13 protein-coding genes are annotated in these 14,701 nt (G+C 56.6%); 8 read left to right on the top strand and 5 right to left on the bottom strand.

The features are described from left to right. Positions 1-75 precede the first annotated feature (75 nt). A complete protein-coding gene (locus tag P4L78_RS15350; RefSeq protein ID WP_283147968.1) occupies positions 76-396 on the bottom strand; it encodes an H-NS histone family protein in 321 nt (106 codons plus the stop codon). Positions 397-938: 542 nt separating this feature from the next. On the opposite strand from P4L78_RS15350, the gene argB reads away from it, so the two are divergent. The 3 genes from argB (at position 939) to P4L78_RS15335 (ending at position 3,092) form a co-directional block, all read left to right on the top strand. Further along, positions 939-1,817 (top strand): acetylglutamate kinase, encoded by an 879-nt coding sequence (argB, locus tag P4L78_RS15345; RefSeq protein WP_283147967.1) that lies wholly within the window; start codon positions 939-941, stop codon positions 1,815-1,817. Between the two features lie 87 nt (positions 1,818-1,904). Beyond that, the gene (locus tag P4L78_RS15340) at positions 1,905-2,339 is read left to right on the top strand and encodes a CBS domain-containing protein (protein WP_283147966.1); all 435 of its coding nucleotides are present in this window, start codon (positions 1,905-1,907) and stop codon (positions 2,337-2,339) included. Positions 2,340-2,411: 72 nt separating this feature from the next. After that, positions 2,412-3,092 carry a pyrimidine 5'-nucleotidase gene (locus P4L78_RS15335; RefSeq protein ID WP_309328714.1) on the top strand — a complete coding sequence of 227 codons (681 nt, stop codon included), beginning with the start codon at positions 2,412-2,414 and terminating at the stop codon, positions 3,090-3,092. Positions 3,093-3,099: 7 nt separating this feature from the next. On the opposite strand, the gene P4L78_RS15330 is transcribed toward P4L78_RS15335, so the two are convergent. The 3 genes from P4L78_RS15330 to P4L78_RS15320 are packed head-to-tail and all read right to left on the bottom strand — an operon-like array spanning position 3,100 to position 6,503. Continuing rightward, the gene (locus P4L78_RS15330; RefSeq protein ID WP_309328713.1) at positions 3,100-4,614 is read right to left on the bottom strand and encodes an ATP-binding protein; all 1,515 of its coding nucleotides are present in this window, start codon (positions 4,612-4,614) and stop codon (positions 3,100-3,102) included. After that, positions 4,607-5,320, bottom strand: coding sequence for a response regulator (locus P4L78_RS15325; RefSeq protein ID WP_283147963.1), 714 nt, complete (start codon positions 5,318-5,320; stop codon positions 4,607-4,609). The genes P4L78_RS15330 and P4L78_RS15325 overlap by 8 nt, the downstream gene beginning before the upstream one ends. Further along, positions 5,295-6,503: an ABC transporter substrate-binding protein gene (locus P4L78_RS15320; protein WP_309328712.1), complete on the bottom strand. Its 1,209-nt coding sequence runs from the start codon at positions 6,501-6,503 to the stop codon at positions 5,295-5,297. Before P4L78_RS15320 ends, P4L78_RS15325 begins: the two co-directional genes overlap by 26 nt. 470 nt (positions 6,504-6,973) lie before the next feature. Here P4L78_RS15320 and P4L78_RS15315 point away from each other — a divergent pair, with 470 nt between their 5' ends. The 5 genes from P4L78_RS15315 to P4L78_RS15295 all read left to right on the top strand — a co-directional run bounded on the left by P4L78_RS15315 (position 6,974) and on the right by P4L78_RS15295 (position 12,419). Then, a complete protein-coding gene (locus P4L78_RS15315; RefSeq protein ID WP_283147961.1) occupies positions 6,974-8,227 on the top strand; it encodes an ABC transporter substrate-binding protein in 1,254 nt (417 codons plus the stop codon). Between the two features lie 378 nt (positions 8,228-8,605). After that, a complete protein-coding gene (locus P4L78_RS15310; protein ID WP_283147960.1) occupies positions 8,606-9,520 on the top strand; it encodes a carbohydrate ABC transporter permease in 915 nt (304 codons plus the stop codon). 15 nt (positions 9,521-9,535) lie between these two features. Then, complete coding sequence (locus P4L78_RS15305; RefSeq protein WP_283147959.1) at positions 9,536-10,378, top strand: carbohydrate ABC transporter permease; 843 nt, start codon at positions 9,536-9,538, stop codon at positions 10,376-10,378. A gap of 77 nt (positions 10,379-10,455) precedes the next feature. Continuing rightward, complete coding sequence (locus tag P4L78_RS15300) at positions 10,456-11,583, top strand: sn-glycerol-3-phosphate ABC transporter ATP-binding protein UgpC (RefSeq protein ID WP_309328711.1); 1,128 nt, start codon at positions 10,456-10,458, stop codon at positions 11,581-11,583. Positions 11,584-11,765: 182 nt separating this feature from the next. After that, complete coding sequence (locus tag P4L78_RS15295) at positions 11,766-12,419, top strand: alanyl-tRNA editing protein (protein WP_309328710.1); 654 nt, start codon at positions 11,766-11,768, stop codon at positions 12,417-12,419. 20 nt (positions 12,420-12,439) lie between these two features. Here the strand turns inward: P4L78_RS15295 and P4L78_RS15290 are convergent, their stop codons facing one another. Beyond that, positions 12,440-14,653, bottom strand: coding sequence for a bifunctional (p)ppGpp synthetase/guanosine-3',5'-bis(diphosphate) 3'-pyrophosphohydrolase (locus tag P4L78_RS15290; RefSeq protein ID WP_283147956.1), 2,214 nt, complete (start codon positions 14,651-14,653; stop codon positions 12,440-12,442). Between the last annotated feature and the right edge of the window lie 48 nt (positions 14,654-14,701).

Below are 14,701 nucleotides of genomic sequence, written 5' to 3'. Positions count from 1 at the left end.
AGCTTGCCGGCCAATCCGCACACAATAAAAAAAGGCAGCCATTGCGGCTGCCCTTTTCTAGATTGCGCGGCTAAATCAAACGCGCAAATCGTCCAGCGAGTTACCACCGTTGAGCCAGTCAATGGCCCATTGCGGCTTGCGACCACGGCCCGACCAGGTCTGGTTGTGATCTTGCGGATTGCGGTATTGCGCCTTGCTGGTAGAAGCGGCTTTCTTGCCAATCTTCTTGCCTTCCAGACCCAGTACTTCATTCAGCGAGAAGCCCTTGGCTGCTGCCAGTTGTTGCAATTCGTTGATCAAGGTGACCTTGTCGGTTTCCTTGCGACGAACAATTTCGGTCTCGAGGTCTTTTTGCAGCTTGTACAGTTGTGGCAGATTCAGGCCGGACAAATCCATTTGGTTGCTCCTTGGTTCAGTCAGCAATGGTGTTGGGTTGATGCATTGCGCAAAACCTGCCAGCAGGTAAATCTGGCAACACACCATCAAGTGTTTCCGGTGGTTTAACGCCGGCGTGTGTGTGATTGCGCGCACGGAAGAAATTAATGCATGAACTGATTATGCATGTTGCTTTTTATCTATTCAAGCCCGGATTTTATTTGCCGGCGATAAGCCGGGCAATTATTGCAATTGATCTACCGTGAGGTTAATCAGCAATTGTTTATCCAGAGTTGCATTTTCCGGCCAATGCACAGACTTAAAGCACCGGCAAATTCCGACCGTATCGATTGTAATATCAGCTATGCAGCAGATTAGCCTGGTTACCGTCAGGTTCAAGACCAACGCATTTGGTAATAATTCCCGGAACTCATAAATCTTTAACCTGACGCTGCCAGATTGGCCAGACCGTGCGAGAAAAGCCCGTGCTTGTTTTGTCGATTAGACGGCGCACACTGGTACAATTGCCGCCATCCGAACCTTGTATTGATTGGGAAGCAGTCATGACCGATATCACCGCGCAACAGAAGGCTGAAGTCTTGTCCGAAGCGCTGCCTTATATCCAGCGTTTCTTCGATAAGACCATTGTCATCAAGTACGGTGGCAACGCCATGATTGATGAAGAGCTGAAAGAAGGCTTTGCCAGCGACGTGGTTTTGCTCAAGCTGGTCGGCATGAACCCGGTGATCGTGCATGGCGGCGGACCGCAAATCAATGAACTGCTGGATCGCATTGGCAAGAAGGGCGAGTTCATCCAGGGCATGCGCGTGACTGACGCCGAGACGATGGATGTCGTCGAAATGGTGCTGGGCGGTCACGTCAATAAAGAGATTGTGTCGCTTATCAATAAGCATGGCGGCAAGGCCGTCGGGTTGACCGGCCAGGACGGGCACTTTATCAAGGCGCGCAAGATGTACCTGAAGGGCGCCAACGAAGACGAATTGATCGACATCGGCCAGGTGGGCGAGATTGAAAGCATCGATCCATCCATCGTGGCGCATCTGGATGCGCATGACTTCATTCCGGTGATTGCGCCGATTGGGGTGGATCGCGAAGGCGAGAGCTACAACATCAACGCCGATCTGGTCGCTGGCAAGCTGGCCGAAGTGCTGCACGCCGAGAAGCTGATCCTGATGACCAACACCCCCGGCGTGCTGGATAAAGCGGGCAACCTGCTGACTGGCCTGACCGCCCAGAAAATCGATGAACTGTTCGCGGATGGCACGATCTCTGGCGGCATGTTGCCCAAGATCTCCTCTGCGCTGGACGCAGCCAAAAACGGCGCCAAAACCGTGCATATTATTGATGGTCGCGTTAAACACGCGCTGCTGCTGGAGGTACTCACCAGCCAGGGCGTAGGCACGATGATCCGCGCCGGTTAACTGCTGTATTTCCCTGGGGTGGTTGCAAGCTGGCGTGCGCAGTCTAGATTAATAGAACCTTCGTAGTCGCCCCGGGAGAGCTACATCATGAAGACCGCACATCATCTGCTCGCAGAAAAAGCTATACACGGAACTATCACCGTGAACCCGCAAGCCACGGTTTATCAGGCTTTGCAGGTTTTGGCCGATAAAAATATCGGCGCTTTGCTGGTTATGGAAGCCGACGAACTGGTCGGGATTTTTTCCGAACGGGATTACGCCCGTAAAGTGGTACTGATGGGCAAGACCTCCGCCGGTACGCCGGTTTCGGAAGTCATGACCTCCAAGCTGATTTACGTCACACCCAATACTTCGGTCGACGAATGTATGGCGATCATGACCGACAAGCACATTCGCCACTTGCCCGTGTTGGGGCCGGAAAACGAAGTGCTGGGCATGTTGTCGATTGGTGACCTGGTGCGCGAGACCATTGCGCAGCAGGAATTCACCATCAAGCAACTGGAAACCTATATTCACGGATAACGCGGTTCGCCAAGTCGAGCCCCACCTCACCCAAAGCCGGTTAATAGCCGGCTTTTTTTGCCGCTGCGACTAATGCATAACTCGAAACACCCGGTCTGGCTCTTTGATCTGGATAACACGCTACACGACGCCAGTCGCCATGCTTTTCCGGTGATCGATGCCGCCATGACCCGATTCCTGGTGGAACGGCTGGCTCTGGATGACGCGGCAGCAACGGCCTTGCGGGTAGGTTATTGGCAGCGTTACGGGGCCACGCTGATTGGCTTGCTGCGGCATCATCCACTCATTGATCCGCATGAATTTCTCGCGCTAACGCATCCGCTGGACATCTTGCTAGCCAGCTTGCACCCCATGCCAGGGTTGCAGCGTACGCTGGCGCAATTGCCGGGGCGAAAAATCCTGTTTACCAATGGTCCGCAAGCCTACGCCGAGGCCATTTTGCGCGGGATAGGCGTAGCGTCCGAGTTTGAAGCCGTTCATGCGATTGAACACGGCGGCTTCAGCCCCAAGCCACATATGCGCTCGTTCCGGCATTTACTGCACGCGTATCAATTGCAGCCAGCCGATTGCGTCATGGTGGAAGATACCGTGGCCAATCTGCACACGGCGCGGCGGCTGGGAATGAAAACGGTCTGGTTACGGCGGCATCGCAGTGGTCACGCGAGCGTGGATATCGTATTGCGGCGGCTGGCAGAGTTGCCGGCACGCTGGCGTGACTGGTGCGCCGCGCACGCCCACGACCACACCAGCTAACGCTGCCCTACAAGCTCGCCTCGGTCAGCGGTATCGCTACTTCATCCTTGCCTTTGGGCAACAGAATCGTCGCCACCAAGCCACCCCGTGGATGGTTCGCCAGCAACAGATCCCCACCATGCGCATGCACGATATTGCGCGCAATCCCCAAACCCAAGCCCATGCCATTGCTGTTGGATGAGCGCCCGTGTTCCAGTCGCAAATACGGCTGGAACAGCGACGGCAGCGCTTCTTCTGGCACGCCGGGACCGTAGTCGCGGATGGTCAGTTCGACTTGCGCATCGGTGCGCGTCACCAACACCTCGGCGCGGCCACCATAGAACAGCGCGTTATCCAGCAAGTTGCCCACTGCACGCTTGATTGCCAGAGGCCGGGCAAATACGGTAACCGGGCCACCGGCAAAGGTAGCGTCTTTACCGGCCAGTTGCGCGCCGTCCACCAGGCGTTCAATCAGCTTGTCCAGCCGCATATGCACCGGATTTTCGTGGATATCGGTGTCTTTCACGCTTTGCAGCGCACCTTTGACCATCACATCCAGATCATCCAGGTCTTCGTGGAACTCCGCCCGGGTCTGGTCGTCGTCGAGCATTTCGGTGCGTAGTTTCAAGCGGGTGATTGGCGTGCGCAGATCGTGCGAGATCGAAGTAAACAACCGCTCGCGATCTTCCAGATAACGTTGGGTACGTGCGCGCATGGCGTTAAAGGCACGGGCGGTTTTGATGTATTCGCGGCTGCCGGATTCGGGCAGAGGTACCAGCGGCATACCTTGGCCAAACGCTTCTGCGGCGTTGGACAGCGCGGCAAACGGCTTGGTCATCCAGCGCACCACCAGCAACGACAGCAGCAATACCACACCGACGGTAATCAGCAGCAGCACGATGCGGTCATGCGCCAGCGGCTGATCGCTTTCCATAAAGTACGGATCGGGCATCAACGTTGCCAAGTAAAGCCAGTTGCCCGGTTCAATCTCGGCCTGAATCACCAGAATGGGTGCCGGGCGCGGTTTGACCACCAACGTGTTCTGCACCCAGCCATCGGGCAAGTCATCCAGCGTAATGCCATCATCGGTGACCGGCAGGTTGTCCGGCCAGGCAAAGCCCACCTGAAAATCCAGCAGCTTGGCATATTCGCGATGCAATACCTCCACCACGCGACCACGCACGGCATCGGCCAGTTGCGAGCCTTTAATCTCCTCAATCTTCACCTGATTGCGGTTTACGCTCACAAAGAAGCGCGTGCCGCCCATTTCACGCAACTGGTCGATCAGGATTGGGCGATAGTTGGGCGGCAGGCTGCGAAAGAAACGCAGTGCGGCGGCGGCGCTGCCACCAATATGCTCGGCCGCATCGAGAGCCTCGGTGGCCACTTTCTGGCGCAACTGGCTGGCCCAGATCAGATTGCCGACCACTTGAGTCAGCAATACGCCCATCACCATCACGATGGTCAGTCGCCCGAGCAAAGACGACGGAATCAACCGCCGCAGCCAGGAACGCGGACGCGGACGCGGGGACGACTCAAGCATGGCTGGCAGCAACCTCGGCAGAGAATACGTATCCCGCGCCACGCACGGTTTTGATCAGCGCCGGTTGCTTGCCGTCATCCAGCAAACGCTGGCGCAAGCGGCTGATTTGCACGTCGAGCGAACGGTCCAGCGGCCCCAGATCACGACCACGCGTTTCTTCGGCCAGCACGCTGCGATCCAGAATCTCGCCCGGATGTTCCACCAGATACTTCAGCAACTGAAAATCCAGCCCGGTCAGTTTGACGGTTTCGCCCAGCGGATCGGTCAGCGTGCGTTCCACGGTATCCAGCGCAAAGCCGTTGAACCGATAGAAGCGTGGCGGCGCGCCGTTTTCCACCCCGGCCCGGCGATGAATCGCCTTGATACGGGCCAGCAGTTCGCGCGGATTGTACGGCTTGCCCAGATAATCGTCGGCGCCCAGTTCCAGCCCGACGATGCGGTCGGTGTCGTCGGCACTGGCGGTCAGCATGATCACTGGCATGTTGGAGCGTTTACGGATGTGTGCGCATAAGGCAAAGCCGTCGGTGTCGGGCAACATGACGTCCAGAATCACCAGCGACAACTCATCTTTGTAACGCTCAAACTCGGTCATGAAACTGGCGCCATCGTGCGCCAGCCGGACTTCATACTGGTTTTTCTCCAGGTACGCTTTCAGCAGCGCTCTGGTTTTCTGGTCATCATCAACGACCAGTATCTTGCGAGTCATAACTGTTTCCTTCCTGCGACAGAGCGCGGACTACCGACGCAATGCGGCGCTGTAATTCTGAAGTCGGGATGTGATCATCCATGAAATAACGGCGGATCAGGCTGACTATCGCATCCTTGAGCGCTTCGTCCGTGGCCATGCGATGCACCAGACTGGGCGCCTGCACCGCAGCACCGCGGGCAAAAGCCATCCATGACTGGCGTGCACATGGGTCCAGCGTGGAAGGATCAACATCGCGCCGCACCGGCACCGAGCCTTTGATCCGGTTATAGCCCGCCTGAACCTGCGGCGAAGCCACCAGTTGCGCCAGCTTTTCCTGCGCGGCCTGATTGCCATAATCGCCGGTGAACATCACAAACGTATCAATACTATATAAGTGCGCATCCGCCGTCCCGGGCACGGCGATACAGCCAAACTGGTCGCCCGGCGTCAGCCCTTGCGCCTGCAGTTCGCCTTTACCCCAGTCGCCCATGATCCACATAGCGGCTTTGCCATGCGCCAGATCGCTCGCCTCGTCCTGCCACGGCCGTTCACTCAGTTGTTGCGGCATCCAGCGCTTGAGTTTGCGCAGGCGTTCCAGCGCTCGTGACACTCGTGGGTCAAACCAGGAGTTGGCGTTCCGTCGTACCAGCAGATCACGGTAAAACGCCGGGCCAGTCTCGGACAGCAACAGCGTTTCGAACAAGGTGGCGATTTGCCAGGGCTCGGTACTTTGCGCCAGCGGCGTCACGCCAATGCGCGACAACGCTTCGGCTGCATGATCAAAGTCCGCCCAAGTATGCGGCGGCGCCAGACCCAGCTTGGTAAACAGACCCTGGTTGTAAAACAGTGTGTTGATACGATGAATACCCAATGGCGCCGCCACCACGTGGCCACGCAGGCGAATCAGGCTATTGACCGTGGGGAACAATTTGTCATTCCAGTTGCCCCGCCGCGCTACGTTGTCCAGTTCCAGCAACAAGCCCAGATCGGCCCATTCGGAGATGGCCGGGCCGATCAGCTGTGAGGCATCGGGTGCTTTACCCAGCAGCACGCGGCTTTTCAGTACCTTCATGGCGCCGACCCCGGCGCCGCCCGGAATGGCGGCATCTTGCCAGGTAACGCCTTCATCCTGCAGGCGATCAGCCAGGTAATCGGCCGCTTTGCGTTCGCTGGCAGATGTCCACCAATGCAGTACGTTCACGGCGTCTTGCGCTTGTACTGGCGGACTAAAACACAATGCCCCAACCAGCAATGCGCATGCGCATGCGCCTAGCGTTCCCGGCGGGCGCCACACTCCCCTTGCCCGGCCTGTGTTTATCCCCATTTCCCCTGGCCCCGTGTTTTTTCGTCGCAGAATAACGTAACGATGCAACCTGATTTGTAAAGAAAGATTGCGATTACTTGCGATCTCTAGTTATGCATTTTTTGAGCATCATCGCCAGAACCCTTGATTGCCACAAGCAATTAGCCGGAATAGCTTCATTCCAACGTAATTAAACGTAACAACAGAGCTTACTCACATTGTTAATTTTCACATAATAATCAACATGTTATTTGATTTAACAACGCGGTAACAAGTGCTTTTTGTGTCACGCAAGGGTGGGTGCTAATTTCCGGTCACGCCCCCAGAACATGAAACAGGGGTTCAACCGGATCTGAGGAGATCGACCGATGCAAAGCAAGAACATCATGCGTGGCGCCATTGTCGCCGCGCTGTTGGCTGCAGGTGCTGCCCACGCTGGCACCCTGACCATCGAAAGCTGGCGTACCGATGACAAAGGTTTGTGGGAAGACGTGCTGATTCCGGCATTCCAGAAACACTACCCGAACATTCAGGTCAAGTTCGCACCGACCGCTCCGACCGAATACGATTCCAGCCTGAACGCACGCCTGACTGGCGGCACTGCCGGTGACCTGATTACTTGCCGTCCGTTCGACAAGTCCCTGGATATGTACAACAAGGGCTACCTGGAAAAGCTTAATGGCAAGAAGGGTCTGGAAAACTTCCCGGCTTCGGCCAAGGTAGCTTGGGAAACCGACGATGGCAAAGCCACCTTCTGTGAGCCTATCGCTTCCGTGATCCACGGCTTCTTGTACAACAAGAAAATCTTCAAAGAACTGGGCCTGTCCGAGCCAAAGACCACTGATGACTTCTTCAAAGTCATGGACAAGGTCAAGGCTTCCGGCAAATACACCCCGCTGGCTCTGGGTACCAACGATCAGTGGGAAGCCAGCCAGATCGTTTACACCAGCATTGGTGCTCCGTACTGGAAGGGCGAAGAAGGCCGCAAGGCTCTGATCGCTGGCAAGGAAAAGTTCACTGATCCGGCCTTCGAACAGCCACTGGAAATCGAAGCCAAGTACGCACCGTACCTGGCCAAGGGCTACAGCGCACAAACCTACGCTGACACCCAAAACCTGTTTGCTTCGGGCAAGGCTGCTGTGGTTGCTGCCGGTTCGTGGGATATCGGTTACTACAACCAGAACGCACAAGGCTTTGAACTGGGCGCTTTCCCTCCACCAGTACCTAAGGCTGGCGACAAGTGCTACATCTCGGATCACACCGATCTGGGCATGGGCGTGAACAGCAAGTCCAAGAACAAGGACGACGCTTACAAGTTTGTGGAATGGCTCGGCTCGCAAGAATTTGCTGACCTGTACACCAACAAGGTCACCGGCTTCTTCTCGCTGTCCAACCACCTGATCGCTGTGAAAGATCCGGTTGCCAAAGAGTTCCTCGACTGGCGCAAGAGCTGCGGTTCCACCATCCGTGTGAACGCGCAGATCCTGAACCGTGGCACGCCGAACCTGGAAAACGAACTGTGGAACGTGAACTCGCAAGTTCTGAACGGCAAGCTGTCGCCTAAGGATGGCGCCGCACGCCTGCAGTCCGGTCTGGCCAAGTGGTACAAGCCAGCGCAATAAGCTCTGGCTGATAACTAAAAATATTGAAGTTGTCGCTGTGCTGTTGTTGCGATGAAGGAAACCGGTCGGCGGGATTGCCCCATGAGTCCCGCTCGGCTCCGGCGCGAGGGAGAACGTGCCGGGGCTGCCGGAATCTTGAAGTTGTTGTGTAGTTTGTTCTTCCTCTCCATACCCTCGACTGTGAGTTGGGCCGGCGGCAGTCGCCGCCGGCGTTTTTTTTGCCTGTTTCCCGGAGCTGGCGCAGAGATCCGTTAGCTGCGACTGATCCGGAAATATAAATAATCTGTAAAGGGTTGCCCGCAAGGCCGCCTGCCAGCGACCCCGGCCCCGGGACCAGTGGCAGCACACTTTGTTGGTGATTCAAGGGGAGTAATAGCCATGAAACGTAAGTTTCCCTGGCATATCGCGGTCTTTCTGGCCCCGGCATTTCTGATTTACGCCGTCTTCAGCGCCTACCCGCTGGTTGATACCTTGCGCCTGAGCTTTTTCACCACCGCCGACAGTGGCGCGCAAACGTGGGCCGGGCTGTTGAACTATCGCTCGCTGCTGCTTGATCCATCGTGGTCCGAAGGTTTCTGGGGCGCGATGCGTAACAACTGCAAGTTCTTCCTGGTGCATATGTGCATCCAGAACCCGCTGGGCCTGTTGCTGGCGGCGCTGCTGAGCATGCGCGGCGTGAAGTTTGCCAAGGCTTACCAGACCGCCATCTTTCTGCCCACGCTGTTGTCGGTGGTGATCATTGGCTTTATTTGGCAATTGATCTTGTCCCCGCTGTGGGGCGTGTCCGAAAAAATGATGGGTTGGGTACACCTGCAGGACTTCTTCGCGCCATGGCTGGGCCAGGAAGAAACCGCGCTGTACACCCTGAGCTTGATGTCGGTGTGGCAGTTCGTCGGTATCCCGATGATGCTGATCTACGCTGCACTGATCGCGATTCCCGATGACATCATCGAAGCCGCTTATGTCGAAGGCGCATCGTCATGGCGCATTTTCTGGACGATCCGCGTACCGCTGATTCTGCCGACACTGGGTCTGACCACCATTCTGACCTTCGTCGGTAACTTCAACGCATTTGATTTGATCTACTCAGTCAAAGGTGCGCTGGCTGGCCCGAACTTCAGTACCGACATCTTGGGTACCTACTTCTACCGCGCGTTCTTTGGTTACCAGTCACAAATCGGCAGTCCGACCATGGGCGCCGCAGTGGCCACGCTGATGTTCCTGGTAATCCTGCTGGGCGTGGGTGTGTATTTCTACTTTATCCAGCGCAAGCTGCAACGTTTCAGTTTCTAAGGGAGGCATCAAACAATGGCACAAAACAAAGCTTCCCGTTGGGCTAGCGCGGGTTTTACCCAGGTGATCCTGGCGGGCTACACGCTGCTGGCGTTGTTCCCGATCGCACTGATCCTGATCAACTCCCTCAAAAGCCGCGCAGGCATTTTTGATGATCCACTGGCGCTACCGAACTCCGATACGTTCTCACTGATCGGTTTTCAGAAAGTGCTGCACGAATCGCACTTCACGCTGTATTTCGGTAACAGCCTGACGGTGACGATTACTTCACTGGTGCTGATCTTGCTGTTTGGCGCAATGGCCGCTTGGGCATTGTCTGAATACAAGTTCAAGGGCAGCCGCATCCTGGCGTTGTTCTTTGCTTTCGGCATCATGGTGCCGATTCGCCTGGGCACGGTGTCGATCCTGAAGTTGATGGTGAGCCTGCAACTGGTCAACACGCTGACTGCGCTGGTGCTGGTCTACGTGGCGCAAGGTTTGCCGCTGGCGATCATGATTCTGAGCGAGTTCATGCAGCAGATTCCCAAAGAACTGAAAGAAGCTGCCCGCTGTGATGGCGTGGGCGAATTCAAGATTTTCTTCCAGGTGATCCTGCCGCTGATTCGCCCGGCCGTTGCGACCGTAGCCGTGTTTACGATGGTGCCGATCTGGAACGACTTGTGGTTCCCGCTGATTCTGGCGCCGGGCGATGAAACCAAAACCGTGACGTTAGGCGTGCAGCAGTTTATTGGTCAGTACGTCACCAACTGGAACGCGGTGCTGGCCTCGCTGACTCTGGCCGTACTGCCGGTGCTGATCATGTACGTGTTCTTCTCGCGGCAACTGATTCGCGGCATTACCGCCGGTGCCGTGAAGTAAGCGCCCCAGCCTGCATCGAATACCGAATATGAATATTGCATGAGGCCACGCATGGCCGCATGCCCAAGGAGTTAGCAATGTCCCATGTTTCGCTGAAGAACCTGACCAAGTCCTACGACGGCAAAACCAATGTGCTGTCCGGGATCAATCTGGAAATCAACGACGGTGAATTCGTCGTGCTGGTCGGCCCGTCGGGCTGCGGCAAATCCACGCTCTTGCGCATGGTCTGTGGTCTGGAAGAAATCACCTCGGGCGATCTGGAAATCGATCACAACCGCGTGAACGATCTGCCCCCTGCCCTGCGCGGCATCGCCATGGTGTTCCAGAGCTACGCGCTCTACCCGCACATGAATGTGTACAAGAACATGGCGTTTGGCCTGAAAGTGGCTGGCAAAACCAAAGACGAAGCCGATACCCGTATCCGCAACGCCGCCAAGATTCTGAAGATTGATCACCTGCTGGAACGCCTGCCACGCGAATTGTCGGGTGGTCAGCGTCAGCGTGTGGCGATTGGTCGTGCCATCGTGCGTGAACCCAAGCTGTTCTTGTTTGACGAGCCGCTGTCCAACCTGGACGCTGCGCTGCGCGTACAAACCAGGCTGGAAATCGCCAAGCTGCACCGCGAACTGGAAGCCACCATTGTTTACGTGACACACGATCAAGTCGAAGCCATGACCCTGGGCGACAAGATTGTGGTGATGCACGACGGCCTGATCCAGCAAGCGGGTTCGCCGCTGGAACTGTATCAACAGCCATCCAACCTGTTCGTGGCCACCTTCATTGGTTCGCCCAAAATGAACCTGCTGGAAGGCGTGGTGGAATCTGCGGCGGCAAATCACCTGATCGTGACCTTGGCTGGCGGCCAGAATGTGCGCGCTGAAGTCTACGGCGCCAATGCGACCGTCGGTGATCGCGTTACCGTGGGCATCCGCTCTGAACACCTGTGGGAAGACAGCAACGGCAGCGAACGCTTCTCCGGCACGGTGGATCTGGTCGAACATCTGGGCGAATCCAACTTCTTGTATCTGACCCTCTCCACCGGTCAGAACCTGACCGTACGTGGTCATGGTGATCGTGAAGTGAAGATTGGCGATGCGATCAGCATCTCGGCTCCGTCAGCCGCGTTCCACGTGTTTGATCGGGATGGCAAGGCGTTCAAGCGCCTGAAGCCGGGCAATATGGTTGCCGCCAAACGCGTTGCTTAACCATGCCGCAAACAAAACCGCACTGACTGTGTTGCCCGACCTTGGCGTACTCATTGTACTGTCTGCGGTCAGGCGTCGTGTCAGAGCGCCTTTGTTTGCGGCCTGTTCGTTGAACTGGCCAAAATCAACGCCTTGCGCGATAGTCGTGCAAGGCGTTTTTATTTGCGGCACGCATACACCCCATGACTCACAAACAGTTCTGGCAAGACCCCTACCAGACCCGGCTGCAGACACGCATTACCAGCGTGAATGACGCGTTGGTTACGCTGGAATCCACCATTTTCTATGCCCTGTCTGGCGGGCAGGAAAGTGACAGTGGCACGATTGGTGGGCATATCGTATTGCAAGCCAGCAAAGCCGACCACGATATCGTTTATACCTTGTCCGACAACCATGGCCTGAACGCGGGTGACTCGGTGCAGGTCGAGATCGATTGGGAACGCCGTTATCGCCTGATGAAGCTGCACTTTGCCGCTGAAATCATTCTGGAGCTGATCTACCAGCGCTTGGGGCCAGTGCAGAAAATTGGCGCGCATATCGCCGCCGACAAGGCCCGCATTGATTTTGAATGGCCGCAAAGTATTGCTGGGGAGTTTGCCTGGCTACTGGAACAAGCCAACACCATCATCGCCAGCAATCAAGTCATTCTCAGCGCCTGGAGTGACGAAGCCGCGCAGCGCCGTTACTGGAAGATTGCCGAGTTTGGCGAAGTACCCTGCGGCGGTACGCATCTGCACCGCACCGGCGAAATCGGCGCGATTGCGCTCAAGCGCAAGAATATCGGCAAGGGTAAGGAACGGGTGGAGATTTATCTGGACACCTGTAGCCCGGATTAGGAATCCGGGCTACATGGTGATTATGGCTTCTCGCCGCCGCGCATTCGCAGAATCCGGAATACGCTCGGCAATTGACGCAGGCTGCGCATGACGCGGGCCAGATGCACGCGGTTGGAGACTTGCAGCACAAACGCGATCTGCATAAAGCGATCACCTTCGTGTTCGGCATTCTGCGTGGCAACCGAAACAATATTGGCTTCGGCCTCGGCAATGGCGGCCGAGATTTGCGCCAGCGCACCGCGCGTGTTTTCGGTCAGCACCCGAATCGGTACATCAAACAGACGTGTGGAATCCGGGTCCCATTCCACGTCGATCAGTTTGTCCGCATCAATGCGGCCACGACCGGAAATCTGCGGGCAATCATGCGTGTGTACCAGCAAGCCTTGGTCTTTCTTCACCAGGCCAATAATGGGGTCACCCGGGATCGGATTACAGCAACGGGCAAACTGGATGGCCATGCCTTCAGTGCCGCGAATGGTGACCGAAGACGCCTTGCGGCCGGATGCAGCAGCGGTCGTTTCGTCCTGCCACTGGCCCGACAACTGCAGCAGCCGCTTGGCAACCACCACCGCCAAGCGCTGTCCCAAGCCAATATCCGCCAGCACTTCTTCACGCGTGCGGGCGCTGCTTTCTTTGAGGTAACGATCCCACGTCTCTTCACCCACCGGCACGAATTGCTGATGCAGCGTGGCAAAACCTTGTGCCAGCAAGCGCTCACCCAAATGCACCGATTCCTCAAAACGCATGGTTTTGAGGAAGTGCCGGATATGCGAGCGCGCTTTGCCGGTGGAGACAAAGGTCAGCCAGGACGGATTTGGTTTAGCATGGGCGGCCGTGACGACTTCGACCTGATCGCCGCTCTTGAGGCGCGAGCGCAAAGGCACCAGTTCGTGATTCACCTTGGCGGCGATACAGCGGTTACCGATATCCGTATGCACGGCGTAGGCAAAATCCACGCAAGTCGCGCCCTGCGGCAGGCTCATGATCTTGCCCTTGGGCGTGAACACGTACACCTGATCCGGGAACAGATCGACCTTGATGTGTTCGAGAAACTCCACCGCATCGCCCGATTCGGCCTGGATTTCCAGCAGCGATTGCAGCCACTGGTGCGTCTTTTGCTGCACATCCGAAAAGCTTTCGTCGCCACTCTTGTACATCCAGTGGCTGGCAACGCCGGCATCGGCAATGCGGTGCATGTCTTGCGTGCGAATCTGGATTTCAATCGGCAAGCCATACGGACCAAACAACGTGGTGTGCAAACTCTGGTAACCGTTGGCCTTGGGGATAGCGATGTAATCCTTGAACTTGCCAGGAATCGGCTTGTACAAGGCATGCAATGCGCCAATGGCCAGGTAGCAGGTCGGTACGTCTTTCACGATCACGCGAAAGCCGTAGATATCCAGGACTTCAGAAAAACTGAGGCTCTTTTCCTGCATCTTGCGATAAATGCTGTGCAGGTTTTTCTCGCGGCCGGTCACGCTGGCTTCAATGCCCGAATCGGTCAGCTTGTTACGCAAGCCGTCCAGAATCTTGCCCACCACTTCGCGCCGATTGCCGCGCGCGGACTTGAGCGCCCGCGACAATACCTCGTAGCGATTCGGGTACATGTACTTGAACGAGAGATCGTCCAGCTCCAGGTACACCGCATTCAGCCCCAGGCGGTTGGCGATTGGGGCGTAGATTTCCATGGTTTCGCGGGCGATGCGCTTTTGCTTGTCTGGCCGCATCACACCCATGGTGCGCATATTGTGCAAACGGTCAGCCAGCTTGATCAGGATAACGCGCAGATCGCGCGCCATCGCCAGCAGCATCTTGCGGAAATTCTCGGCCTGCGCTTCCTCTTTGCTCTGGAACTCCAGCTTGTCGATCTTGGACATGCCATCGACCAGATCAGCCACATGCTTGCCGAACTTTTCGGTGAGTTCCAGCTTGGTAATGCCGCTGTCTTCCATGACGTCGTGCAGCAAAGCGGCAGCGAGCGCCTGCGCGTCCAGATGCCAGGACGTGAGGATGGAAGCAACAGCAAGGGGATGCGAGATGTAGGGCTCGCCGCTTTGGCGGCTTTGGCCCCGGTGCGCGGCTTCAGAGAACTTGAAGGCGGCAGCAAGAAAGACGCGATCTTCCGGCTTGAGGTAAGCCGTATCTTCGGTCAGGAAACGATTGGCCGCAGCAATCACCGCTGGCGCTTTGGCGGCCAGATCGGGGACATCAGCTGCGGCGAGTAGCGTTTCCATAAGCAGACACTCCACCCGGCCACCTGAAAACGGCGGCCTGTTATCTAT

It is taken from the genome of Silvimonas sp. (assembly GCF_031291215.1).
Lineage (GTDB): Bacteria > Pseudomonadota > Gammaproteobacteria > Burkholderiales > Chitinibacteraceae > Silvimonas > Silvimonas soli.
Note: the sequence above shows the minus strand (reverse complement) of the source record. Positions and strands in the feature narration are given on the sequence as shown.